20 protein-coding genes and 1 pseudogene are annotated in these 24,203 nt (G+C 60.8%); 10 read left to right on the top strand and 11 right to left on the bottom strand.

What is annotated here, in order from left to right; genetic code table 11:
• Nucleotides 1-995, top strand: a 995-nt coding sequence (locus I2H36_RS18725; RefSeq protein WP_196265419.1) for a hypothetical protein, incomplete at its 5' end; no start/stop codon positions are given.
• A 435-nt stretch (nucleotides 996-1,430) separates the two neighbouring features.
• On the opposite strand, the gene I2H36_RS18720 is transcribed toward I2H36_RS18725, so the two are convergent.
• A complete protein-coding gene (locus I2H36_RS18720; protein WP_196265418.1) occupies nucleotides 1,431-2,123 on the bottom strand; it encodes a GntR family transcriptional regulator in 693 nt (230 codons plus the stop codon).
• A gap of 181 nt (nucleotides 2,124-2,304) precedes the next feature.
• Between I2H36_RS18720 and I2H36_RS18715 the strand changes: the two genes are divergently transcribed.
• The 6 genes from I2H36_RS18715 (at nucleotide 2,305) to I2H36_RS18690 (ending at nucleotide 7,176) form a co-directional block, all read left to right on the top strand.
• Nucleotides 2,305-3,285: a TRAP transporter substrate-binding protein gene (locus tag I2H36_RS18715; protein WP_196265417.1), complete on the top strand. Its 981-nt coding sequence runs from the start codon at nucleotides 2,305-2,307 to the stop codon at nucleotides 3,283-3,285.
• A gap of 68 nt (nucleotides 3,286-3,353) precedes the next feature.
• Nucleotides 3,354-3,893: a TRAP transporter small permease gene (locus I2H36_RS18710; RefSeq protein WP_196265416.1), complete on the top strand. Its 540-nt coding sequence runs from the start codon at nucleotides 3,354-3,356 to the stop codon at nucleotides 3,891-3,893.
• 4 nt (nucleotides 3,894-3,897) lie between these two features.
• On the top strand, nucleotides 3,898-5,178 hold the full coding sequence (locus I2H36_RS18705) for a TRAP transporter large permease (protein ID WP_196265415.1): 1,281 nt from the start codon (nucleotides 3,898-3,900) through the stop codon (nucleotides 5,176-5,178).
• A gap of 23 nt (nucleotides 5,179-5,201) precedes the next feature.
• Nucleotides 5,202-6,038 (top strand): 5-dehydro-4-deoxy-D-glucuronate isomerase, encoded by an 837-nt coding sequence (gene kduI, locus I2H36_RS18700; RefSeq protein ID WP_196265414.1) that lies wholly within the window; start codon nucleotides 5,202-5,204, stop codon nucleotides 6,036-6,038.
• Nucleotides 6,039-6,048: 10 nt separating this feature from the next.
• Nucleotides 6,049-6,807, top strand: coding sequence for a 2-dehydro-3-deoxy-D-gluconate 5-dehydrogenase KduD (kduD, locus tag I2H36_RS18695; RefSeq protein ID WP_196265413.1), 759 nt, complete (start codon nucleotides 6,049-6,051; stop codon nucleotides 6,805-6,807).
• 18 nt (nucleotides 6,808-6,825) lie between these two features.
• The gene (locus I2H36_RS18690) at nucleotides 6,826-7,176 is read left to right on the top strand and encodes a cupin domain-containing protein (protein ID WP_196265412.1); all 351 of its coding nucleotides are present in this window, start codon (nucleotides 6,826-6,828) and stop codon (nucleotides 7,174-7,176) included.
• Nucleotides 7,177-7,188: 12 nt separating this feature from the next.
• Here the strand turns inward: I2H36_RS18690 and I2H36_RS18685 are convergent, their stop codons facing one another.
• The gene (locus I2H36_RS18685; protein WP_196265411.1) at nucleotides 7,189-7,968 is read right to left on the bottom strand and encodes a hydroxypyruvate isomerase family protein; all 780 of its coding nucleotides are present in this window, start codon (nucleotides 7,966-7,968) and stop codon (nucleotides 7,189-7,191) included.
• A 115-nt stretch (nucleotides 7,969-8,083) separates the two neighbouring features.
• On the opposite strand from I2H36_RS18685, the gene I2H36_RS18680 reads away from it, so the two are divergent.
• The gene (locus tag I2H36_RS18680) at nucleotides 8,084-10,099 is read left to right on the top strand and encodes a sensor histidine kinase (RefSeq protein ID WP_210331143.1); all 2,016 of its coding nucleotides are present in this window, start codon (nucleotides 8,084-8,086) and stop codon (nucleotides 10,097-10,099) included.
• Between the two features lie 89 nt (nucleotides 10,100-10,188).
• Here I2H36_RS18680 and I2H36_RS18675 read toward each other — a convergent pair whose 3' ends face one another.
• A complete protein-coding gene (locus I2H36_RS18675) occupies nucleotides 10,189-10,899 on the bottom strand; it encodes a PRC-barrel domain-containing protein (RefSeq protein ID WP_196265409.1) in 711 nt (236 codons plus the stop codon).
• A 454-nt stretch (nucleotides 10,900-11,353) separates the two neighbouring features.
• A pseudogene (locus I2H36_RS18670) lies at nucleotides 11,354-11,920 on the bottom strand (RNA polymerase sigma factor); the annotation flags it as partial.
• 264 nt (nucleotides 11,921-12,184) lie between these two features.
• Here I2H36_RS18670 and I2H36_RS18665 point away from each other — a divergent pair.
• Nucleotides 12,185-13,480, top strand: coding sequence for an NAD(P)/FAD-dependent oxidoreductase (locus I2H36_RS18665; RefSeq protein WP_196265407.1), 1,296 nt, complete (start codon nucleotides 12,185-12,187; stop codon nucleotides 13,478-13,480).
• An 18-nt stretch (nucleotides 13,481-13,498) separates the two neighbouring features.
• Here the strand turns inward: I2H36_RS18665 and I2H36_RS18660 are convergent, their stop codons facing one another.
• From I2H36_RS18660 to I2H36_RS18650, 3 genes are all read right to left on the bottom strand, one after another.
• A complete protein-coding gene (locus tag I2H36_RS18660) occupies nucleotides 13,499-14,611 on the bottom strand; it encodes an amino acid ABC transporter permease (protein ID WP_196265406.1) in 1,113 nt (370 codons plus the stop codon).
• Nucleotides 14,612-14,614: 3 nt separating this feature from the next.
• Nucleotides 14,615-15,787 (bottom strand): amino acid ABC transporter permease, encoded by a 1,173-nt coding sequence (locus I2H36_RS18655; protein ID WP_196265405.1) that lies wholly within the window; start codon nucleotides 15,785-15,787, stop codon nucleotides 14,615-14,617.
• A gap of 65 nt (nucleotides 15,788-15,852) precedes the next feature.
• A complete protein-coding gene (locus I2H36_RS18650) occupies nucleotides 15,853-16,890 on the bottom strand; it encodes an amino acid ABC transporter substrate-binding protein (RefSeq protein WP_196265404.1) in 1,038 nt (345 codons plus the stop codon).
• Between the two features lie 192 nt (nucleotides 16,891-17,082).
• Here I2H36_RS18650 and I2H36_RS18645 point away from each other — a divergent pair, with 192 nt between their 5' ends.
• Nucleotides 17,083-18,720, top strand: a complete 1,638-nt coding sequence (locus I2H36_RS18645; RefSeq protein WP_196265403.1) for an amidohydrolase — start codon at nucleotides 17,083-17,085, stop codon at nucleotides 18,718-18,720.
• Between the two features lie 93 nt (nucleotides 18,721-18,813).
• Here I2H36_RS18645 and I2H36_RS18640 read toward each other — a convergent pair whose 3' ends face one another.
• The 4 genes from I2H36_RS18640 to hydA all read right to left on the bottom strand — a co-directional run bounded on the left by I2H36_RS18640 (nucleotide 18,814) and on the right by hydA (nucleotide 23,877).
• A complete protein-coding gene (locus tag I2H36_RS18640; RefSeq protein ID WP_196265402.1) occupies nucleotides 18,814-20,265 on the bottom strand; it encodes an amidohydrolase family protein in 1,452 nt (483 codons plus the stop codon).
• A 48-nt stretch (nucleotides 20,266-20,313) separates the two neighbouring features.
• A complete protein-coding gene (locus tag I2H36_RS18635; protein ID WP_196265401.1) occupies nucleotides 20,314-20,985 on the bottom strand; it encodes an aspartate/glutamate racemase family protein in 672 nt (223 codons plus the stop codon).
• Nucleotides 20,986-20,992: 7 nt separating this feature from the next.
• Nucleotides 20,993-22,264: an amidohydrolase family protein gene (locus tag I2H36_RS18630; protein WP_246718907.1), complete on the bottom strand. Its 1,272-nt coding sequence runs from the start codon at nucleotides 22,262-22,264 to the stop codon at nucleotides 20,993-20,995.
• 212 nt (nucleotides 22,265-22,476) lie between these two features.
• Nucleotides 22,477-23,877 carry a dihydropyrimidinase gene (gene hydA / locus I2H36_RS18625; protein ID WP_246718906.1) on the bottom strand — a complete coding sequence of 467 codons (1,401 nt, stop codon included), beginning with the start codon at nucleotides 23,875-23,877 and terminating at the stop codon, nucleotides 22,477-22,479.
• Nucleotides 23,878-24,203: the final 326 nt, after the last annotated feature.

Raw genomic sequence — 24,203 nt, 5'->3', positions numbered from 1 at the left:
GCGCCATCCCGCTCGACCTCACCGCCGCCCTCACTGACACCGACGGGTCCGAACTCCTCCACGTCAGTATTCTCGGTATTCCGGACGGCTTCACGCTGTCGGCAGGCACCGGGCGTGCTGGGGGCGAGTGGCGGGTGCCAGCCGGGGACCTGCAGGGTCTGAAATTGACGCCTCCGGCGGACTGGAATGGTACATTGAGCCTGACACTTCAGGTTACAAGCACCGAGACGAATTCCGGAGGCTCCGCGACAAGGAGCCAATCGTTTACGGTGACAATCGATCCGGTGAACGATGCGCCCGAGCTCAATCTGACCGCCGCGGAACATGTGCAATCTGGTGTCCACCAAGCAGAAGCCATCGGCATTGCGCATGCACAGGATATCGACAGCACGCAACTTGGCGGCGCCGTCATCACGCTCTCCGGTGCGCAGCCCGGCGACAGGCTCGATCTTGAGGGCTTCACCCTGCACAGCGAGAACGGGCGCACGATGATCGGCACCACCGGCATCGAGCTCGTGGGAGGCGCCTATGCCGGCGAGACGGGCACGCTGACCCTCAGCGGCCATGCCTCGCCTGCGACCTATGCCGCCGTGCTGCAGTCGTTGATGCTTGAGGGCGACGATCAATCGGGACTAGCACCCGGCACCCGCAGCATCGGAGTCGTACTGTCCGACAGCGACGGTGCCGCCGCAACGCGGCAATCCGTGGACGTGGTGGTTGACGAGGCACATCCTGTGGCACCGGAAGGGCAGGGCTTTGTCTCCAATGGCACAGAGCCGACACAGAACAGCGCCGGGTCGGACATCATCCTCCTGATGGCCGATGAGGGAGCCGAGATGAATCACGCAGCGACTGCCTCGTGGACGGAGCAGATCGACAGCGATCAATCCTCGGATATGTCTCAGCCCATGACCACTCTCGATCAGCCGGTTGCAGACCACGTTCAGACCATCGACGATCTCCAAGTCGACGCATCGCGGATGCACTGGTCCTGAAAGTTGCACGGCAGGATGGAGCCTTCGTGGGATCCGCCCTGCCGAAGCCATCTCATTGGGTGCCTGGCTGCACGATGGGCACCTCCACTGGAGGGGACGGCGCGTCGGCGGGGGCGTCCTCTTCCAAGGGTTCGAAAGGATCCAACGAGGGAAGTTCCGGCAACGGACCCGGGACATCGGGCGGCTGGTCAGAGGGCTTTGGCGTGTCGGACATGGGAGATCCACCAATTGAGTAGCTGCCTTGGGAAAGCACAGAAGCCGGTTGCGTTCCCACCTGGAGGTCAGATCCTCGTCAGTTGGTGAGGAGGCAGCTTCAAGACCTTGATGATGGGCGCTTGCCGATCCTGGAGATTCGCAGGACGTCGTCCGGCCCGATTAGCTAGTCCACACCTGTCTCGGCCGCATGGGCATGTGAACGAGTTCTATCGATTCATTCTAAGCGCTGAAGAGTTCCGGGTGCTCCGATTCCACCCGCGGCAAAGCCCGCAGGATCTCCGTGAGATGGCGGCGCATCGCGTCTGCGGCCGCATCCTCGTCCCGGGCATCGATCGCCGCCATGATGGCACGGTGCTGGTCGATCAGGGGCAGCATCGCCTCCGGGCCGGGGAGGGTCAACTGGCACACCCGGTCCATATGCGCCTTGATGTCCTGAACCGCCTCCCAGGCGAGAGGGCAGCCGGCTCCCTCCGCAAGGGCGATGTGGAACAGTTCGTCATAGCGCTGGAAGGCTGCGTGATCGTCCCGGCGGGCCGCCTGCTCCTGAAGCTCCAGAAGATCGTCGATCCTTTCCCGGCTCTGCGTGTCGAACGACGAGCAGGCCCGGCGCACGACTGCCGTCTCGATGGCCTCCCGGACGAAGCGCGACTCCATCATCTTCCGCACCGAGATCTTCACCACCGTCGTGCCCCGCTGGGGCTGGATTTCCACGAGCCGTGTTCGGGCCAGGCCGATGAGCGCCTCGCGGACGGGCTGGCGGGAAACGCCGTGGCGCTCGGCGATGTCCTGCTCGGAGAGCCGGCTGCCGGGCGGCAGTTCCAGGGCAATGATCAGCCGACGCAACTCGCTTTCGATGCGCTGGGCTGCGGAGCCTTGGCCGGTGGAGAAGGGACTGTTCAAAGCGGATCTCATTCTTTTGGCGAGTTGCGTCATATATCAGTGTATACTACCATACAATCGTCGACCAGAGGGCTGCACTAGACAGCTTTTGGCTCCGTTCCAAGGACTTGAGGGCCTTTGGGCGGGTGACGATCCGGTGGAAGGCCGGGTCTGAAAACAAGAAATCATCAGAGGACGCCCAAGGAGGAAGACGATGTTGACGAAAAGAGCATTCGCCACTGCTGCGCTTGGTCTGTGCGCCGCGCTGCTGAGCGGTACGGCCAGCGCCCAGACCACGCTGCGCTCGGCTGACATCCACCCGGATGGATACCCAACGGTCGAGGCAGTCAAGCATTTCGGCTCCCTGCTGGAGAAGAAGACCAACGGCCGGTACAAGGTGCAGGTCTTCCACTCCGCCCAGCTGGGTCAGGAAAAGGACACCATAGAGCAGACCCGCTTCGGCGTCATCGACCTGAACCGGATCAATATGGGTCCCTTCAACAACCTCATCCCTGAGACCTTGGTGCCTGGCCTGCCCTTCATCTTCCGGTCCGTCGACCATATGCGCAAGACCATGGACGGGCCGATCGGCGATCAGATCCTGAAGGCCTTCGAGCCTCACGGTCTCGTGGCGCTGGCCTTCTACGACTCGGGCGCCCGGTCCTTCTACAACTCCAAGCGTGCCATCAACACGCCGGCCGATCTGAAAGGCATGAAGGTTCGGGTGATCCAGTCCGACCTCTTCCTCGACATGGTCAACGCGCTCGGAGCCAACGCGACCCCAATGCCTCCGGGAGAGGTCTATTCGGCGCTCCAGACGGGCGTGGTCGACGGGGCCGAGAACAACTGGCCGAGCTACGATTCCTTCCGGCATTTCGAGGTGGCGAAGTATTACTCCCTGACCCAGCATTCCATGTCGCCGGAAGTACTGGTCATGTCGAAGAAGAGCTTCGACAAGCTATCGCCCGAGGACCAGAAGGCGGTGCGCGAAACCGCCAAGGAATCCGTGGTGAAGATGCGTGAGCTCTGGGAAGCCCGCGAGAAGGACGCCGAGAAGAAGATCCGGGCGAGCGGCAGCCAGATCAACGACGTGGACAAGCAGCCCTTCATCGACGCAATGAAGCCCGTCTACGAGAAGTATGCCAAGGACGCGAAGGTGAAAGACCTCGTCTCCCGCATCCAGGCGATGAACTGAGTTCGGTCCTCCCGAACCAACCTGGGCCGGCTCCGGCCGGCCCCTTTTTCCGCTGGAGATTTTGATCGATGCGCGATGGTCTTGCCGCGCTGTCCCGAATTCTTGCTGCCATCAACCGTGCGGCGCTTTGGATTTCCGGGGCCGGGCTCATTTTGATGACGGTCTTCGTCGGATGGCAGGTGTTCGGACGATATGTGCTGAACCAGTCCCCGAGCTGGACCGAGCCGGCCTCCCTCCTGTTGATGAGCTGGTTCATTCTTCTCGGCTCTGCCGTCGGGGTGCGGGAGGGCAATCATCTCGGCTTCGAGATTGGTCTCCACTATGCACCTCAGGGCGTGCGCCGCCTCATGCTCGCCATCACCGAAGTTCTGGTGATCGCCTTCGGTGCAGCCATGTCGTGGTACGGCACTGAGCTTGCCGTGGAGACATGGTCGGCGGCCATGCCTGGCCTGCCGATCCCTCAAGGTTTCGACTATGTTCCTCTCGCCGTAGGCGGAGCGCTGATCGCCCTTTTCTCATTGGAAAAATTCGTTCGCCTTCTCTCCCTGGGAGAGGACATGCCGCTGGTGCGCGTGGACGAGCCTCATCTTGTTGCCGTGAAGGATTGACGCCATGGAGATGTGGGTTCTGTTCGGCGTCTTTACGCTGCTGCTTCTCATCGGTACGCCGGTTGCGTTCTGCCTCGGCATCGCTTCGCTCGCGACCATTCTCTACATGGGACTGCCACCCGTCGTGGTGTTCCAGCAGATCAATTCCGGCATGAACGCCTTTGCCATGATGGCGATTCCGTTCTTCATCTATGCCGGCGACCTCATGATGCGCGGCGGCATCGCTGATCGCCTGATCCGTCTTGCCGCCGGCTTCGTCGGCCACCTGCGCGGCGGACTCGGTCAGGTCAATGTGGTGGCGTCGACCCTCTTCGGCGGCATCTCCGGTTCGGCCATCGCGGACGCGTCTGCTATCGGTGGCATCATGATCCCGCAGATGGAGAAGCGCGGATACGCCAAGGATTACAGCGTCAACGTGACGGTGAATGCCGCGATCATCGCGCTTCTGATCCCGCCCTCGCACAATATGATCATCTACTCGATTGCAGCCGGTGGTACGATCTCGGTGGCGGATCTCTTCACTGCCGGCGTCCTTCCCGGATTCCTCCTGGCGGCCGCCCTGATGATCACGGCCTATGTCGTGGCCGTCCGCCGCGGCTACCCGGCCGATCCGTTCCCCGGTTTTCGGTTGCTGGCCTACTTCTTCGTCTCCGCCGTGCCGGGCATCCTGCTGATCTTCATCATCTTCGGTGGCGTGCGCTCAGGTGTCTTTACCGCAACGGAGAGCTCGTGCATCGCGGTGGTATATGCCCTGCTTGTGACGCTCTTCGTCTATCGCGAGATGAACTGGGAAAACTTTGTCGAGGCGACCCTCGGGGCCGTGCGCACCACCGCGATGGTTCTCCTCGTCATCGGAACCGCCAGCGCCTTTGGCTGGCTCATGGCCTTCCTGCAGGTGCCGCAGGCGACGATCGCCCTGATGAAGACCTTGTCGGACAACCCGATCGTCGTCCTGCTCCTCATCAACGTCATCCTGCTGGTGCTCGGCACCTTCATGGACATGGCCCCTATGATCATCATCTGCACGCCGATCTTCCTGCCGGTGATCAAGGCCTTCGGCATCGATCCCGTACATTTCGGCGTGATCCTGATTCTCAACGCCGGCATCGGGCTCAACACGCCGCCGGTCGGATCGGTTCTGTTCGTCGGCTGCGCAGTGGGGAAGATCACTATCGGCGAAGCCATGAAGACCATTTGGCCGTTCCTGGGCGCAAGCGTCTTCGTGCTGCTCCTCGTCACCTATATCCCTGGGCTGTCGCTCTGGCTGCCGGCCTTGTTCCGCTGATCCATTTACTCAAAGAGGCAATCATGACCATCGAAATTCGGCAGGTATGCCATCCTGAAGCCGTTCGACATTTCAGCTCGGCCGAACTGCGCCGGCACTTCCTGATCGAGACGCTCTTCGTCCCGGGCGAGGTGAAGCTGACCTACAGCCATATCGACCGTCTGGTGGTCGGCGGTGCCACTCCGACCTCCGGAGCCATCAAGCTGGAATCGCACAAGCAGATCGGCTCCCCCAACTTCCTCGACCGGCGCGAACTCGGCGTTGTGAATCTCGGCGGTGCCGGGCGTGTTCATACGGACGGGACAGTCCACGATCTTGCACCCCGCGATGCGCTCTACATCGCCATGGGCACGAAGGACGTTCGCTTCGAGAGCCTTGATGCCGCCAATCCAGCGAAGTTCTACCTCGTCAGCACCCCGGCCCACGCGCGCTTCGAGACGGTGAAGATCGGCCTGGATCGCGCCCGCCGGGTGGATCTCGGCGATGCGGCGAACGGCAATGTCCGCACGATCTTCCAGATGATCCATCCGGAGGTCTGCCGCTCGGCCCAGCTCGTTCTCGGCATGACGCAGCTCAAGCCGGGCAGCATGTGGAACACCATGCCGGCCCACCTCCACGACCGCCGCTCCGAGGTCTATGTCTATTTCGACATGCAGCCCGACACGCGCGTGTTCCACTTCATGGGCGAACCCGACGAGACCAAGCATCTCGTGGTGTCGAACGAGCAGGCGATCCTCTCCCCAGGCTGGTCGATCCATTCCGGCGTCGGCACCAGCAATTACACCTTCGTATGGGCCATGGGCGGTGACAACCAGGACTTCACCGACATGGACATGGTGCCCATGGACGCCCTGCGCTGAGGACATGGTGATGACGTTCTCCTTCGATCTGACGGGCATGACCGCTCTTGTCACCGGGGCCAGTACGGGCCTCGGTCAGGGCATTGCGGTGGCGCTGGCCCAGGCCGGGTCATCCATCGTGGCGGTCGGCCGTTCAAACATGGACGAGACGGAGCGCCTGTGCCGCGAGGCGGGCGCCGCGTTCCACAGCGTGCAGGCGGACCTGTCCTCCCTCGAGCCGATCGAGCGGATTGTTACGGAGGCCGTCACTCTGACCGGACGGATCGACATCCTGGTCAACAATGCCGGCATCATCCGGCGCGCCGATGCGATTGAATTCACGGAGAAGGACTGGGACGACGTGATGAACGTCAACCTGAAATCCACCTTCTTCCTGTCTCAGGCGGTGGCGCGGACGATGATAGCCGATGAGCGCGGCGGCAAGATCATCAACATCGCCTCGCTCCTGTCGTTCCAGGGCGGGATCCGCATTCCCTCCTACACGGCGAGCAAGAGTGGGCTTGCAGGCCTCACGCGGCTGCTGGCCTGCGAATGGGCGTCGAAGGGCATCAACGTCAACGCCATCGCGCCGGGCTATTTCGTCACCAACAACACCGAGGCTCTGCGCAGCGATCCGAAGCGCAGCAGCGAAATCCTCGGACGGATCCCGGCGGGCCGCTGGGGCGACCCAGGGGACCTCGGTGGCGCTGCGGTCTTCCTGGCCTCGCCTGCGGCGAACTACATCCATGGCATCGTTCTGCCCGTCGACGGCGGATGGCTGGCCCGGTAACTCATTTCGGAGACGATCATGACTCGCAAAGGTTTGGCCTTCGCTTTCGACCGTGACATCGCTTGGGAAGCGGCAGGCGAAGGGATCCGCCGCAAGGTGCTGACCTATAACTCCGGCGTGATGATGGTGCGCGTGGCGTTTGAAGCGGGAGCTATCGGCACCGCTCATTCGCATCCGCATGTCCAGTGCAGTCTCGTCGAGCAGGGTGTCTTCGATGTTACCATCGACGGTCGGACCGAGCGGTTGCGGCAAGGGGACAGCTTCCTCGTTCCGCCGAATGCCGTCCATGGGGCGGTTGCCATCGAAGCTGGCGTTCTCCTCGATGTTTTCACGCCGATGCGTGACGACTTCGTCGCAGCGGGCGCCTGAGGAAGGGTATTCTCACGGCTTTCCGGACAGTTCAGAAAGCCAACCCAATCCGTCTTCGGTGCGCCCCCGCGGCTTGTACTCGGCCCCGACCCAGCCCTGGTAGCCGAGGTTGTCGAGGGTTCGGAAGATCTCCCGGTAGCTCACCTCGCCCTCGTCCGGCTCCATGCGACTCGGGACCGCGGCGATCTGCACATGGCCGATAAGGTCAAGGTGGGTTCTCAGCCGCGTGATCAGATCGCCCTGCGTGATCTGCACGTGGTAGCAGTCGAACATCAGCTTGATGTTGCGACGCCCGGCCTGTCCGACGATGGCGGCGGCCTGCTCCACATAGCGGAGAAAGTATCCCGGCCTGTCGCGATGGTTCATCGGCTCGATCAGGATCGTCATGCCCACTTGGCCGGCCCTGTCGGCTGCCATCTGCAGATTGGCGATGAAGATGCGCTCGGCCGACGCAAGATTGTCCGAAGAGACGATCCCGGCAAGGCAGTGGATCGCCGAAGCCTGGATCGTGCTGCCATAGGACAGGGCTTGATCCAGAGCATGCTGGAACGCGCTTTCCCGGCCCGGTATTGCGCCTAAGCCGAGATCGGCCGGGGTGTCCCCGACCGGCATGTTCAAGCCGAGCATGGTCAGGTTGTGGGCTGCCAGCGCCTCACGCATATCGAGCGCGGGCACATGGTAGGGCCAGTGCATCTCGACCGCCTTGAAGCCGCAGGCAGCCGCGGCGGCAACCCTCTGGATATCGGGGCGGTCCGAGAAGAGAAAACCGAGATTGGCCGAGAAGCGCGGCATGGTCTCCTGTTGCCAAGATTTTCAGGATCTCAGGCTAGTCTCTCGACTTGCATCGGAGAAGCGGTATTTAGCTCGCATGGTCTCATCGCGAAGCTACACCATTCGCCAGTGTTTGATGGCGTTCGGCACCATCCTTGTGCTCCCCGGCCTGTTATTCGTGGCTGTCCTGTTGTGGCGTTACGCTGCCGCCGAGCGAAGTCGCTACGAGGAGGAGACCCTCGGCACGGCCCAGCGAATCATGGCCTCTGTCGACCGGGAGCTTGTCGGGATTCAATCCGCCGCTCAGGCCCTTGCAACCTCTTCGACCCTTTTCGAGGGCGATTTCGAGGCGTTCCAGCGACAAGCCCAGATGACCCTCCAATCCTGGTCGCGGGAGAAGACGAACGATTATGCCATTGTGGTCCGGGACATCACGGGCCAGCAGGTCGCCAATACGCGCCTGCCCTGGGGCTCGCCCCTGCCGAAGGGAGCAAACCTCCCGGTCGACCAGCAGGTGATTGCAACAAAGCGTCCCGTGGTCCAGGATCTGTTCACCGGAGCAACGGCTGGCCGACCGATCATCAGCGTCAGAGTTCCTGTCATCACGGACGACATGGTCACCCATGTGCTGTCCATGGCGGTCGAGCCCCGGCGGATCGCAGAGGTTCTGCAGGCAGAAGGCCTTCCCGACCAATGGGTCGCCACGATCATCGACAGTGCAAACCGCGTGGTGGCTCGGTCCCGCCGGCACGAAAACTTCGTCGGAACACCGGCGCCTGACGAGTTCCTGAAAGCAGCCCAGGAGGATGGGGGTATTTGGGAAGGGCGTAATCTCGAGGGCACCGAGGTTCTCGGGGCCTATTCGCGTTCCGAGCTGTCGAACTGGACGACATTCGTGGGGGTTCCCGCCGAGATCGTCCAAGCTCCCCTGCGCCGCTCCTTATGGACCATGTTCGGGCTGGGGATGGGTTTGCTCGTGCTCTCCTTCCTCCTTGCCCGTGGATTCGGGAAGCGCATCGCCGCTCCCGTAGAGGAATTGGTCAGACTGGCGCAACGCCTTGGTCGCGGTGAGCCGATTGCTGCACAATCGACCGGACTGATGGAAATTGATCGGGTGGGCGAGGCCCTGCGAGGCGCCTCGGCAGAGCTGCGCAGTCGTGAAACCGCGCTGGCTCAAAGCGAGGCCCGCCTGTGGGCTACTCAGAATAATGCGGCAGTGGGCATTGCCGAGGTGGACAGGGACGGACGGTTCGTCTCCGTCAATGAGGCTCGCTGCAGACTGACCGGCCACACCCGTGAGGAGCTGATCGGACTGCATTTCGGCCACGCGGCCGATTCCTCGACCCTCGAGCAGGATCTGGACCTGTTCAGGCGGCAGGTAGCGGGTGAGTTCGACACCTATACGACCGACAGTAAGTTCCATCGCAAGAATGGCAGCGGCGGCTGGGCCCGGGTGACCAGCACCGCGGTCCGAGATGCCGGGGGAGAGTTCCTCTACGCCGTGCGCGTGGTCGAGGACATCACGGAACGCCGGGAAGCCGACCGGCGCCAGAGGCTTCTCATCGACGAGCTGAACCACCGGGTGAAGAACACGCTTGCCACGGTCCAGTCGCTGGCTTGGCAGGCTGCCCGTCCGGGCGTACCGCCGCAGGTGGCGCAGCAGCGTTTCCAGGAGCGCCTGCTGGCGCTATCGCGCACGCACAACCTTCTTAACGAAACACACTGGGAAGGAGCTTCCCTCAGGGCGATCCTGGAAACGGAGCTCCAGCCCTATGCAACGGCTCCCTCGCGCATCCGGCTCCATGGCCCGGAGGTGCAGCTTTCCCCGAAATCAGCCGTGGTGCTGGGCATGGCATTCCATGAGCTTGCCACCAATGCCGTCAAGCACGGCGCTCTGTCCCTGGCGTCCGGTCAGGTGCAGGTGGACTGGGAGACCGATCAACCCGGTGACGAGGCCATTCTCACCATTGAGTGGCGTGAAATGAACGGCCCCCTGCTGGAAGGGCACCCCAAGGCTGGATTTGGATCCCGACTGCTTCGGCAGACGATCATCCAGGAACTCGCAGGCGAATTGGACGTCCGGTTCGACCGCCCAGGAATGTGCTGCACGATCGCCGTTCAGATCGGGTCGGCCAATAAGCAGGCGGCCTGAACGGAGAGGCGCTGGCCGACCACTGTGATCGATTCATCGGACGGGATTGGCGATGCTGCCAATCCCACCTGTTCAGACCCACTCCAGGTCTACTGTCGAGGCGCGTTCGGCGCCGTGTTGCCAGGGGTGTTCACGCTCTGCGGAGGCGGGTTGGTGTTGCCCGTCGCGCCGGCACGGTTCGCATCCGTGCTGTAGCGGAAGTCGGGTGCACTCTGCAGGTCGGACTTGGTCATTTTCACTATGGCGCGGGCAGGGGTGTTGGAGTCGCCTCCCGATGCTGTCGTCGCGGCTCCGGCTGGCCCACCACCTGTTCCTGCTCCACCCAAGGTTCCGGCCGCTCCGGGAGAGCCGATGGTGCCTGCAGCCGTGCTGCCTGTGGTGGCCGGCTGCCCCGCCCCGCCGGTAGCGGTTCTCGGCACGGTCGTATCGGCCGTATTCGTGCTGCGCGGGCCGGTGTTGGCTGAGGCCTGAACCTCCTGGTTCGACATCCACTGCACCTGATCGAACGGGATAGCCACATCCTTCTGGCCGATGCCCAGGAAGCCGCCCACGCCCACCACGAGGCCGTGGATCTTGCCCTGGCGGTCCACCATAACCTCGTCAATGTCGCCGATCTTCTGGTTGTCGGCTTCATAAACGTCGATGCCCATCAGCTGCGAGCCGCGCATGAGGTCCCGCGGCATCTGCGTCATCACTTGGCCGGGCCCGGCAGATTGTGTGGGAGCCGTCGTCTGTGCCAAGGCCGAACCCGCCAACAGGGCGGTTGCGGCAAGGCCTGCCGAAAGCTTCATCCTCGTCATGTGTATCTCCTTTGAGCAAGGCGACCTGCGACGTTCGCAAGGAAAACGGATGAGCTCGGGCAAGGTTCTGACAGATCTTAGCCGCTTGTGCCGCAGTTCCGGCGAAGCTCGATCTCGAAGCAGAATTCGTCTTGCGACTGCGCCTTTGCACGCCTGCCGACAGCCCTGCCACTACTGGGATCCTGGTGCCATCCAGAAGCCAAGCCCACATGGACGCTAGATTAAGGTGATCACCCGCATCAGGTAAAAAAGACTACCCGAACCCAGCTATTGCCGCGGCTCTTCGCCACCGCTGATTGTAAAACAGGTGGCATCGTAACAGCCATTTCGGCAATGTGCCGGCAATGCAACGAACCAGCCGCATTGAGCAATGGCGACTGCCGAGGCGCCGGTAACGACGTCTGGACGCCCAGTCGCTCTTGTGGATGGTTTCGATCTCTTGGGGGTGAGATGGTCATCCTTGCGGACATTCCGGCAAGCCGAGACGCTCCAACACGGTCTGCGTGATCCGGAAGCAGCGGGCGCCGGCGCAGGGGAGGACATCGCTGATCGCCGACGACAGGGTTCTGTCGAGGGATTGGCGCAAAAGCCACCTTGCGCGATGAAGCCGCGTCTTTACCGTCTCGGGGCGAAGCCCCAGATGCGAAGCGGTCTCCTCGACGCTCATCTCCTTGATGTCACGCAGCATGAAAACCATACGAAACTGCTCCGGCACCTGGTCTACAGCGCGTTCGAGCAGACGCCGTACCTCGGCTTGGGCGGCAGACGTTTCCGGATCACCGTCCTGGCGTGCCGACGGCAGATAGATCACGCGGGCCGCTCCCTGGTCGTTGATGGCATCGATGTCCTTCAAGCCGAGGGTGATGCGCCGCCGTCGAAGCCGCCCCAGGGCTTCATTGGCCGCAATGCGTGTGAGCCAAGTGGATAGCTGCGCCTGACCACGGAAGCTGTCCAGGTGGGTAAAAGCGCGAACATAGGTCTCCTGGACCACATCTTCCGCCTCTGCATCGTCATGGAGGACGCCGCGGGCCGTAAAGCAGTCCTCATGTCATCCTCCGTTGACGCGCAGGATCTGTTCTCCGTTCGCGCGTTCTCATTGGATAAAGATGCTTCCCAATGGCTCCCGAGCTTTGTGCATTCCTGGCCGATAGAAGTTTGGCCAACGCAGAGAAGCCACCTAGCCTACAAATCTCTTGAATTTTGTATCCTCCTACGCGGAAAAGCGATCCACTTTTTCCTAAGATGGACTAGTCTTCGCGGAGATCACAAGGAACGAGGGCTTTTGATGACCGGTTATGGAGATACCTACTACGCCCGCACCCTTACGGATGTTTCACAACGCTCCTCTCTCGAGGGGACCGTGAAGGCCGACGTCGCGATTGTCGGGGGTGGACTCGCAGGCCTAACAGCAGCTCTCGATCTGGCACGGGCAGGCCGTTCGGTCGTGGTTCTGGAGGCAGAGCGGATTGGGTGGGGGGCATCGGGGCGCAATGGAGGATTTGTCGGCCCGGGCTACGCAACCAGTCACGCCAATATCACACGCATGGTCGGACCAGAGAGGGCGAAAGCATTGCACCGGCTCTCGATCGAGGGTGTAAGCATCGTCGAAGGGAATATCGACGGTCTTGGAATGACCGATAACAAGCGCGTCTACGGCAAGATGAGCGTGCTCCGATATCATGACCCCGACGGTCTTGCCCGCCAATGCGAAATGATGAAGAGGGAATTCGATTACGACCTCCAGGTGATGACGACCGAAGCCGTCAGAGATGTTTTGCGTTCGCCGAAATACTATCAGGCGCTCTACGATCCCGCTTCCTTTCACTTTCATCCACTCAACTATGCCCGATCCCTGGCGAAGGCCATCGAGGCCCTAAACGGAAAGATCTTCGAGGGATCCCGGGTTGTCAGTTGCGATGTCGAGGGGGCGGAAAAGGTCATCAGGACGGCGCGCGGTGAAATCAAGGCGCGCGATGTTATCCTGGCAGGCGGCGGCTATACGGACGATCTGATGCCACGCCTGCGCCGCAGCATTCTGCCGATAGCAACTTACGTGCTTCTGACGGAAGCGGCGCCGGAGAGGATTGCCGAGGCGGTGCGCACGCCAATGGCGATCAGCGACAACCGGCGTGCAGGCGATTACTACCGCCTCGTTGACGAAGGATCGCGGCTTCTCTGGGGAGGTCGGATCACGACGCGCACCACCGAGCCTCGCCGTCTCGCGGACATGATGCAGAAGACGATGATCTCTACCTATCCCCAGCTCAAGGGCGTGCGCGTGGAGACGGCGTGGTCGGGTCTTATGGCCTATGCGCGGCACCTGATGCCGCTCATCGGGCAACTTCAGCCGGGTGTCTGGTACGTTTTCGGATTCGGCGGACGCGGCATGAACACGACCGCCATTGGGGGGCGGGTAATCGCGGAAGGCATTCTGGGTGCAAGCGACCGGTACCGCCTCTACGAACCCTTCGGGCTTGTCTGGAACGGCGGTCCCTTCGGACTTGCTGCAGCGCAACTCACCTACTGGACCTATCAAGCCATGGACCTCGCCAAAGAACGTCAGGCGGCGCGCGCCGCCTGACGGATATTCTGCTGTGAGCTAGTCGTATCCAAGCCGCATGCGGCGCTCCAGGAACCGGCTGTAGGCACCCATTCCGTAGGAAAACACCAGGAATACGACGGCCGCGAAGACGTAGCCCTCCATGACGGCGATGCCCACCCAGTTCGGATCCGTCATTGCCGTTCGAACGGTGGAGAGAAAATCCAGAAGGCCGATGATCGTGACGAGCGTCGTGTCCTGAAAGAAGCCGATGGAGATGTTCACCAGCGGCGGGATGGCGATCTTCAGGGCCTGCGGCAGAACAACGAGGCGCATGGATTGCCAGTAATGCAGGCCCATCGCACTGGAAGCCTCGTGCTGCCCCCTTGGGATCGCCTGCAAGCCACCACGCACTGCCTCTGCGATATAAGCAGCCGCGAAGATGATGATTGCGATCTGTGCCCGCAGCAACTTGTCCACCGTGATGCCACTCGGCATGAAGAGGGGTAGCATGACGGATGCCATGAACAGGATGCTGATGAGGGGTACGCCGCGAATCACCTCAATGAACACGATGGCAATGACGCGAATGGCGGGCAGCTTCGACGACCGCGCCAGGGCCAAAACGACGCCCAGAGGAAAGCCGAAGGCAAGTCCGACCGCCGAGAGGAGGAAGGAAAGGGGCAAGCCGCTCCATTGAGTCGTCGGCACATAGGAAAGATCAAAGACGCCGCCCCAGATCAGGGTTGCCGTTGCGACGATCGTCACGCCCCAGAGAACGAGGAGATTTCTGTTCCAGAAGCGCGGAATCATCGTGATTCCGATGGCGCCCAAGAACAGGATCATGGCGAGCGCGACACGCCAATGCTCGTCATAGGGATAGACGCCGAAGATCATGAAGCGAAGCTTGGCCTCATAGAAAGGCCAGCAGGCGCCATGCCCCACTTTGCAGGCTTGGGCTCCTCCTTCCGTGACGGCTCGGGTCACGAGCCAGCCGTATGCGCCTTTGATGCCAAGCCACACGATCCACAAGCAAGCCAATGTGACGATGGCATTGACGGGTGTTCCGAAGAGCGGCTTGAGCGTGCGATGAAATAAGCGGCGCTCCACGCTTGGCTCGCGCAAAGCCGGCATCTTCAGTTGTGCCTCGGCGATGTCGGTCGCAGTCGTCATGGCCTAGCGCTCCTTCAGCGCAACGCGGCTGTTGTACCAGTTCATGAACAGGGAAATCATGATCGACAGTCCGAGATAGACCAGCATGAAGATCGCGATGCCCTCAATCGCCTGCCCGGTCTGGTTCATAGTCGTGTTCGACACCATGACGAGATCGGGATAGCCGATGGCGATCGCAAGCGATGAATTCTTGAACAGGCTCAAATAGCTGCTGGTGAGCGGCGGAATGATGACGCGAAGCGCCTGCGGCAGAACAATAAGCCGCATGGTCGACCCATCCCTCAGTCCCAATGCACGAGCTGCCTCCCACTGGCCTTTGCGCACCGACAAAATTCCACTTCGCACGATCTCGGCGATGCCGGCCGAAGCAGAAAGGGCGAGCCCTACAAGAAGAGCAGTAAATTCCGGGGTAAGCTGAGAGCCTCCCGTCAAACGAAAGCGCCCTTTCTCCGGGATGCTGAGCGTCAGATCGGGTTGAGCGAATAGGGCTGCGAGAATGGGTGGGACGAGAAGAGCCAGCGCAACCAGAGGCCAGGTCATCCGCACCTGACCCGTTCTGATGCGCTCGGCCGTTGCTCGGCGTTGCACCAGAACGGCGAGCACTCCCCCCAGAATCAATGCCAGGAGAATGATAGTATGGGCGCTCGTCCATATCATGGAAGGCACAGTCAGGCCGCTGTTGCTCAGGAAAACATGAGGCAGAATCTCCCATGCCTCGCGCACTGCCGGAAGGCTCGTGACGATCAGAGCATACCAGAGAAAGAGATAGAGCAGGAGCGGCACATTGCGTAGCGCTTCGACATAAAGGAAGGCAAGGAAAGCAAGCAGCGGATTGCGAGAAAGACGCGCGATGCCGACGAAAAGGCCGATGATCGTGGCGAGGGCGACGCTCCAGATCGAAACCCATACCGTGTTGACGATGCCGACGAGAATGGCGCGGCCATAGGTGTTGGTTGGCTTGTAGTCGATCAAAGACTGGCTGATGACGAAGCCGGCCTCACGGCTCAGATAGCCGAAGCCTGTAGCAATGTTCTGCTCCGCCAGCTTCTGCGATACGTTCGAGAACAGATAAAGTCCGACAAGGACGATTCCGCCAACCGCGAGCACCTGGTAGAGGATGGCCCGAAAGCGAAGATTATAAAGGAGGCTCGTCCCGCTCGACGCATCAAAGCTCATGATGATCCTTTCCGGATTCGGCCGAGGGTGAAACGGGCGGACAAAGGCCGCCCGTTGATCTCAGGTTACCGGAATGGCGGTGCGTAGAGCAGGCCGCCCTTGGTCCAGAGCTCGTTCGGGCCGCGTGTCAGGCCCAGGCGGGTTTTCGGGCCGAGGTTGCGATCGAAGACTTCGGCGTAGTTACCGACGGATTTAATGATGTTGTAGGCCCATTTATTGTCGAGGCCGAGCATCTTGCCGAAATCCCCGTTCACGCCGAGCATGCGCTGAACCTCGGGATCCTCGCTCTTGAGGAACTCGTCCACATTGGCCTGGGTAACACCCTTCTCTTCCGCGCCGATGAGAGCATAAACCGACCAGTTGAGGATATCGCGCCAATTCGGATCGTTCTGACGAATCGTCGGAGCGAGAGGCTCTTTCGAGATGGTCTCGGGCAGAACTACATATTGTGACGGATCGTTGGCGATGGCGCGAACGGAAGCCAGGTCCGAGCGGTCAGTCGTAATAGCATCGCAGCGGCCATTGAAGAATGCATTCCGCCACTCATCGGAGTTCTCGAACACCACGGATTCATATTTGATGTTCTTGGGGCGGAAGAAGTCTTCAAGGTTCTGGAGCGTCGTAGTGCCGGGCAACAGGCAGATCGCTGCATCGGAGAGTTCGCTCGCGCTCTTCACGTTGAGTTTGGCCGGCGCCATCAGGCCCTGGCCATCGTAGAACACCACCGGGCCGAAATCGAGGCCGAGGGATGCATCACGCGTGAAGCTCCAGGTGTTCTGGCGGGACAGGATGTCTACCTCGCCCGACTGAACCGCCTGGAAGCGGACATTGGTATTCAGCGGAACATATTCGACCTTCTCAGGGTCGGCGAAGACAGCAGCCGATACCGCGCGGCAGATGTCGACGTCGAAGCCGCGCCGGACACCCTTGTCGTCGGCATACGAGAAGCCGGGAGCGACCGGCGACACGCCGCACAGGATCTTGCCGCGCTTCTTGACCGTATCGAGCGTCGATTGGGCGGATGCCGGTGCTGCTGAGACGGCAGTGACGCCGGCAATGAGGCCCATCGCAAGCCAACGGGCCACGGATTTTGAATGTATCATTTCACTCCCTCTTTCCCTGCGCCTTATCTGGTCGCTAACGCATCAAGCTAGACCCGAAACAACTACAGTTTCAAGGGCAGATTTTCCCACAGTAAAGCCCCTGAGAGCTTGCAGCTGACTAAAAGGTATGCAAACTCGTCGATCTTCATCCGCAGCGGACGCTGCAACTGCTCCTTGCTGCGCGAGTGGCCCATGCCCATCCTGCCCAAAGCCGACATCGTCCTCACGAACGGCCGCATCTATTGCGGCATTTCACAACCGGTGACCGAAGCGATCGCCCTCTGGGCCGGACAGGTCCTGGCAACAGGATCCGCCTCCGACATTGAGACTCTTATCGGTCCGTCGACGCAGGTTATCGATCTTGCGGGCCGTCTTGCAACGCCAGGGTTGTGCGACTCCCATATGCATCTTCTCCCCTATGGGGTGATCATGGGCCATGTGGATGTGCGTGCTTCTTCCGCGCCGACCCTTGCCGCCTTGCTCGAAAGAGTTAGGCAACGCGCCGCAGTGACGCCTCCGGGCCAATGGATTCAGGGGCGCGGCTATGACCAGTTCGAGCTTGATGTAAGGCGCCATCCTCTCCGCGAGGAGCTCGATGCTGTGGCACCCGATCATCCCGTGGCAATCGTAAGAGCCTGCGGCCATGTGACGATCTGCAACTCTAAAGCACTTCAACTTGCAGGCATCGACGAGAGCACTCAAGTTCCGCAGGGAGGTGCCATCGAACAGCGGGATGGGCGCCTAACCGGCCTTCTGGCCGAGACCGGGCGCGACCGCCTCAAGGCCGTGCTGCCGGAGCCGACGGATCAGGAACTCGTTCAAGCCATCGATGATGCTGGCCGCGCATGCCTGTCCTATGGCATTACCAGTGTGATGGATGCCGGCGTGGGCATGAGAGCAGGCTACCGCGAGGTCGCTGCCTATCGCACGGCCCAGCGCCTTGGCCGCCTGCCGGTGCGGACGACCCAGTGTCTGCTCGGCGGACCCGGGGGCATCGTAGAACAGGCCTATGCCGATGGCGTGATCACGGGCGCAGGTGATTCCATGCTGCGTGTCGGGCCTGTGAAGATCTTCACCGACGGCAGCGCCGGTGGCCGGACGGCGGCCATGTCAGAGCCCTATGTCGGGGAGCCCAGGACCACCGGCCTGATGCTTCTGCACGACAACGAGATGAACGATCTCGTGCATGATTATCATGCGAAAGGCTATCAGCTCGCCGTTCATGCCATTGGGGATGCTGCCATCGAGCAGACGTTGAATGCCTTCGAGCTTGCGCTCGAGGCCATGCCGGACCCCGACCGCCGCCACAGGATCGAGCATGCAGGCTATGCAAGGGCCGACCAGAACGCCCGCATGAAGCGCTTAGGCGTTCAGCCGGTGCCGCAACCGGTGTTCATCTACGACTTTGGCGATCTTTATGTTTCGGTTGTCGGCGAGAAGCGGGCAAAGCCCTCTTATCCGCTCAAGACCTGGATCGATCTCGGCTTCACGCCTGCTGCCGGAAGCGACGCTCCGGTCTGCGACATCAATCCTTTCCCGAACTTCTTCTCGATGCTGACGCGCAAAACGTCCCATGGAACCGTCATGGACGAACGGGAGGTGGTATCCATCGAACAGGCGATAACCGCTTTCACGGAATTCGGGGCCTATGTGAACAAGGCCGAGCATGAGTGGGGTCGCCTTGTTCCTGGCCTTGCGGCGGATATTGCGGTTTTCTCTCGTGACCTCCTCACGGCTTCGCCAGAGGAAATCCTGCAGGATACCCGGTGTGATATCACGATCCGCGGCGGAGAGGTGGTCTTTGATCGCCAGGGCGAGGTGGCGCGTTGATCCCTACAGCTCCATCAAGAGGCCGGTGAAGTCAAAAAGGGCCCCGAGATCCCTCGGGGCCTTTTGCATTCTGCATAGCCTGTTCAAATTTTATCAACTGCGGATCGGAAAGACCCGAGGGCTCAATTCTTCAAGCCCGCGTCCGGCCCAGTCGCGCTGAGGTGCGGCTGCAATGGCTTCCGCCTGCCCCCTGCGCAGCATCTCGAGATCCTCGCCAATATCGAAATCCAGGACCTCGCCGTCTCTGACGACCTGCCGACCGTCGACATAGACGTCTTTGATGGCCCTGTCGTTTGCCGAGTAGACGAGGCTACGAATAGGCTCGTAATCGGGTTGCATATAAGGGTTGCTCATGTCGACCACCGAGAAATCTGCCTTGCGTCCCGGCGCAAGGCGTCCCAGATCGGGACGGCGGATCATATCGGCGCCGACCGCTGTCGCCGCCATGAATGCATCGCGCGTGGTCGAGGCCGTGAAGCTGCCGGCAACAATGCGGCCCGCATAGCAGGCCATGCGGAGCTCATCGAGCATGTTGTGAGGGAAGCTGTCCGTGCCGATGCCGCACCGGATGCCCACCTTCACATAGCGGCTCAGGGTATTCAGGGCGATGCCACGCCGGGCGAAGACCACTGGACAGTGTGCCACCTGAGCGCCGCTGTCGCGCAGGCGCTCGAAGTCGTTGGCATGCGGCCAGTGCAGCCAGGGGTGATCGTTCAGGAAGATGCAATGGCCGATGATCGTGTCCGGGCCGAGCGCACCGATCTTCTCCAGCCATTCGATGGGCGTGGAGCCATAGCGCCGCATGATCTCCTGAAATTCCACAATGCTCTGAGCGGCATGGATCTGGATTGGCTGGCCTCGCTCGCGTGCAGCATCGAGCGCGTCGCGAATCTGTCCCTCTGTACAGGTATCGATCTGCGCAGGGCCGATGAAGCCCGTGATGCGTCCGCTCGGATGCTTCGAGGCAGCGTCGGCGATGGTGATGGCCTCGCGCAGCAACCGGTCGCCTGTCGCGGGATCAAGATCGTATTCCACCGAGTGGCCGTTCGTGGTTTTCCAGGGGCCTGAACGGAACATTCCCCAAAGCACGGCGCGGATGCCGGTCTCCGCATATTCGTCCGCCCAGGTCTCACGGGGTCGGCCGAGATCGCAGATGGTCGTCACGCCACTCTTCAACAGCTCAGATGCAGCGACACGCAATGCAGGGCGCGTGTATTCGGGACCGATCTGGAAGACCGGCATGAATTCATAGAGCGAGCTTTGACCAAGGCGTGGGCTGCCGAGCTCCTCCAACATCCCCTTCCAACCTGGTTCGTGACCGGGGTGGCTGTGAACGTTCACGAAGCCGGGGATGACCATCATGCGGCTGGCATCGATCTCTGTATCGACAGAGCCGGAATAGCCTTCGCCCACATGGATGATGTCGGAGCCGTGGATCACAAAGTCTGCCTTGCGAAGGTAGACATGGGATTGAGCTGCCTCATCCCAGGCGACCACCCAGTCGCAGTTCCGGAAAAGGGTCGTCTTAGCGACTTCACTGGGCATAGCAGACTCCAAAGGCAGAAGCACGTTTGTGGGATGACAGGAATAACGTTAAGCGGCAGAGGCCTGCGAGAGGCGAACGTGACCGACCGCCATGGCAACCGCAGCTTGCGTAGGTTCGACCACAGGAATGCCGACAGCTGCTTCGAGGGCCGCTCGATACCTGGCCATGCCGGCGCATCCCATGACAAGGACATCAGCGCCATGAGCATCTTTCAACGTGCGTCCAATCTCGATCATGCGGCTAAGTGCTCGATCCTCATTGGAAAGCTCCGCAACACCCAACCCAATGGGCAAGTCGGCTGCAAAGCGGACCATCACGCCCATGGCACCGAAGCAGCGAAGATGCCTTGGAATGGATGTCGGCAGGATGGCGATGACGCCAAATCGCTGTCCAAGAGTGAGTGCTGCGAGCACGCCGCACTCGGCGATGCCGAAGACGCGATGCCGGCTCTGCTCGCGAAGTGCATGGAGACCGGGATCCGAGAAGCAGGCAATGACAAAGGCGCCTGCACTGTCTTCTAGCTCGGAGGCCTTGCGCAGCACGGGAATGATGACGCTGTCGACGTCCCGCTGCGATTGGATACCAGGCGGACCTTCGGTCAGGGATAGGCACACGATGCCCGGCCCATCGACGCTCCTAAGGGGAGACACGGCTTTGTCGATTTCTGCCGTGACACTTTGAGAGGAATTCGGATTGATCACATAGACTGACGAACCCATGATGATCTTATCCTCGGCGGGCGAGCGGCAGGGAGTAGGGGGCGAGAGTGGCGAGAGAGCGGCCTTGAGGATCGTCCTGCTCGGCTCGTCGGCAGGCGCGCCTTTGCGCACCCTGCAACTCGCGAACCGCTCCGTCGTAGTCCAGGTTGAGCACGCGACGGTCTTTCACGACCGCTTGGCCGTCCACATAGACGTCGCGAATGGCACGTTCTGCTGCGCAATGGATCAGATTTCGTAGCGGGTCGTAGACCGGCTGCATGGCGGGATGGCTCAGGTCAACAAAGGTCAGATCTGCCTTGGCACCGGGTGCCAATCGTCCGATATCGCTCCGGCCGAGAGCTTTTGCACCACCGGTCGTAGCGGCAGAAAACAGGCCGCCTGTATCGAGATCGAAGACGCTGCGGCCGGAAACACGTGAGCAGATCAGGGCCTCTCGCAACTCCTCCAGCATGTTGAAAGGATAGCTGTCTGTGCCAATGCCGACATTGACGCCGGCGCGACGATAGGCGCCCAAGCTTTCCAGGGTCATGCCGCTTCGTGCAAAGGTAACGGGGCAATGCGCGACTGAAGTTCCGCTCCTGGCCAATCGAGTAAGGTCGTCCCGGCTGCGCTGCCGGGTCCAGGAATGATGATCGAGAAAGATGCAGTGGCCGAGGATTAGGTCCGGGCCAAGAACACCCAGACGCTCAAGCATGGCCGGAGCGGTCTCTCCGGTGCGCCGAAGCAGTTCCTCGTGTTCAGCCATGGTCTGGGCCGCATGGATTGTGATACGGATATTCCGACTTCGAGCTTCCGCGACCGCTTCTTGAATCAACTCCTCGGAACATGTCTCGATCTGGGATGGGGCGATCACGCCATCGATGCGGCCGCTGGGATGAGCGCGGGCCTGCTCCACAAGGGTCAGTGCTTCGGCATAGCGTTCCCGCCCTTGCCCTGTGTTCCATTCGAAGTCGAGCCGGTGACTGCCGGCCATGCGCCACTGAGCTTCACGGAAGCCGGGGGCGAGGTACGATCGTAATCCACTCTCGGCAGCGAGAGAGAGCCATTTCGGCGCTGGCGACGCGATGTCCAGGTAAGTGGTGACGCCGCTGCGCATCAGATCACTGAGCATCACGGTCTGGCACGCGGCCTTGGCATCCGCGTCCGAATCAATCAACGCCGAGTATTCATAAAGAGCGTTACCCCACAGTGCGGCGGTCCCGACGTCTTCGAACAAACCTTTTGCGATCGGCTCATCGCCGGAATGGCAATGGATATTGATGAGACCCGGCATCACCATGAGATTTGCGCCGGCAATCTCCTCATCGGTGTGGCCCTCATAGTTTGGGCTCACATGAAGAATACCAGCCTTTGAGAAGGCGACGTCGACATCCTGCACGTAGACATGCTGTGAGATGCTCTCATCCCACGCAACGACCCAAGCTACATTTCGAACAACCGTTATTGTGCCAGTCATGATCTACCGAGCCGATGAAGGAATGAAAGATTTGATCACAGAAGCTGCGCACCGAAATTGGTAGCAGGATCGAATTCAGGGCTCAGCTTTCCGGTAGGCCGCATAGAAGCCGAACATTCACGCAGTTGCAGTCGTCCAGATCCCGGAGAGGCATGAAGTCTTCCATCGGAAACTAGCGTCTCGCCACGACGCAGGACGGTCTCTGGCCAGCCCTTCAGCTTGCGCCCGGCAAAGGGATTGTAGCCGACATTATCGTGCAATCCATCGTCTGCGAGCGTCACTTCACGATCAGGATCCCAGATCGCGATATCCGCATCTGCCCCGACAGCTATGGCACCTTTTCGAGGATGAAGACCGTAGATCCTTGCCGGAGCCGTGGCCGTCAGCTCCACGAACTTCTCCAGACTTGATCGTCCCTGGCTTACCATGGCGTCAAAGAGCAGAGGCAGCCGGGTTTCGAGTCCAGGGAGTCCGTTCGCAATCTGTTTGAAATCGGGGTTTGAGCCCGCAGCAAGCTTGCCGCTGCCATCAAATCTGTAGGGCGCATGGTCGGAGGAAACGACCTGAAGGTCTCCAAGATCGAGTCCCCGCCATAATGCTTCCTGGTCGGACGTCGTCCGAGGAGGAGGGCTGCACATCCATTTCGCCCCTTCGAGCCCTTGGCGGTCCAAATCATGTGCAGTCAGGAACAAATATTGCGGGCAGGTTTCGGCGAACACCTTGATCCCCTCGCCACGAGCGCGCCGGATGACGGATGCGCCCTCGGCCGTGGAGACGTGGAACAGCATGATCGGCTGATCCAGCAATTGGGAGAAGCGGATGAGGCGCTCGAAGGCCTCGATCTCGCACACCCGGGGATGGCTCACGCCGTGAAACTTAGGCTCGACATAGCCGCGCGAGACAAGCCGGTCGGCCATCCACTTGATCATGCCATGGTTCTCGGCATGAGCGCAGACCAGGGCACCGTGCTCACGGGCCACCATCATCACGTCCAGAATCTGTTCATCGAGCAGACGGACGCGGTCATAGGTCATAAAGATCTTGATCGACCGGTGGCCCGTTTCGATCAGACGCGGTAGGTCCTGTTCCAGAGTTTCAGATGTCGGGTCGGAAATCCAGAGATGGAAGGCGTAGTCCGTCATGGCGCCTGCCTCGGCGAGGCGAGAATAATTCTCGACCACCTCGTGTAATCTGTCGCCACGATGTTGCGCTGCGAAGGAGATGACAGTCGTTGTTCCGCCGAAAGCGGCAGAGCGGGTTGCCGTCGCGAAGGTATCGGCATTCATCAACCCACCGCCCGAGAGCTGCTCGATATGGCAGTGAGCATCCACGCCGCCAGGGAGAACGAACTTTCCTGTGGCGTCGATGATGCGGGAGCCGTGAAGATCCCGCCCGAGTGCGGCGATCACCCCACCTTGAAGCGCCACATCCATCATTGAGACGCCTTCAGTGGTCGCGACACGTCCACCTTGAATAACCAGATCGTATTCGGCCAATGAATCCCCCGAAGCCCTAGGGTAGCAGTATGCTTTCTTCTGTTTTGTGGAGCACAATGTATGCAGATGAAGGAAGCCTCAGCAAGGAAAAGTTGAGGGCAACACAGTGCTGAATCTGCAATCTGAGAGGACACATGTTACTTAGAATATTTCGCACCGCAACAAAAGCGAGACACGATTTCTTTGAGGCTAAGTACTCTTGGAAAGAGGCAAAACACGAAACGGCGCAGTATTACCATATTCCCTTAGGCGTTTTAGCTCTTTGC

Origin of the sequence: Microvirga terrestris, assembly GCF_015694425.1 — a bacterium.
Classification (GTDB): Bacteria; Pseudomonadota; Alphaproteobacteria; order Rhizobiales; family Beijerinckiaceae; genus Microvirga; species Microvirga terrestris.
Note: the sequence above shows the minus strand (reverse complement) of the source record. Positions and strands in the feature narration are given on the sequence as shown.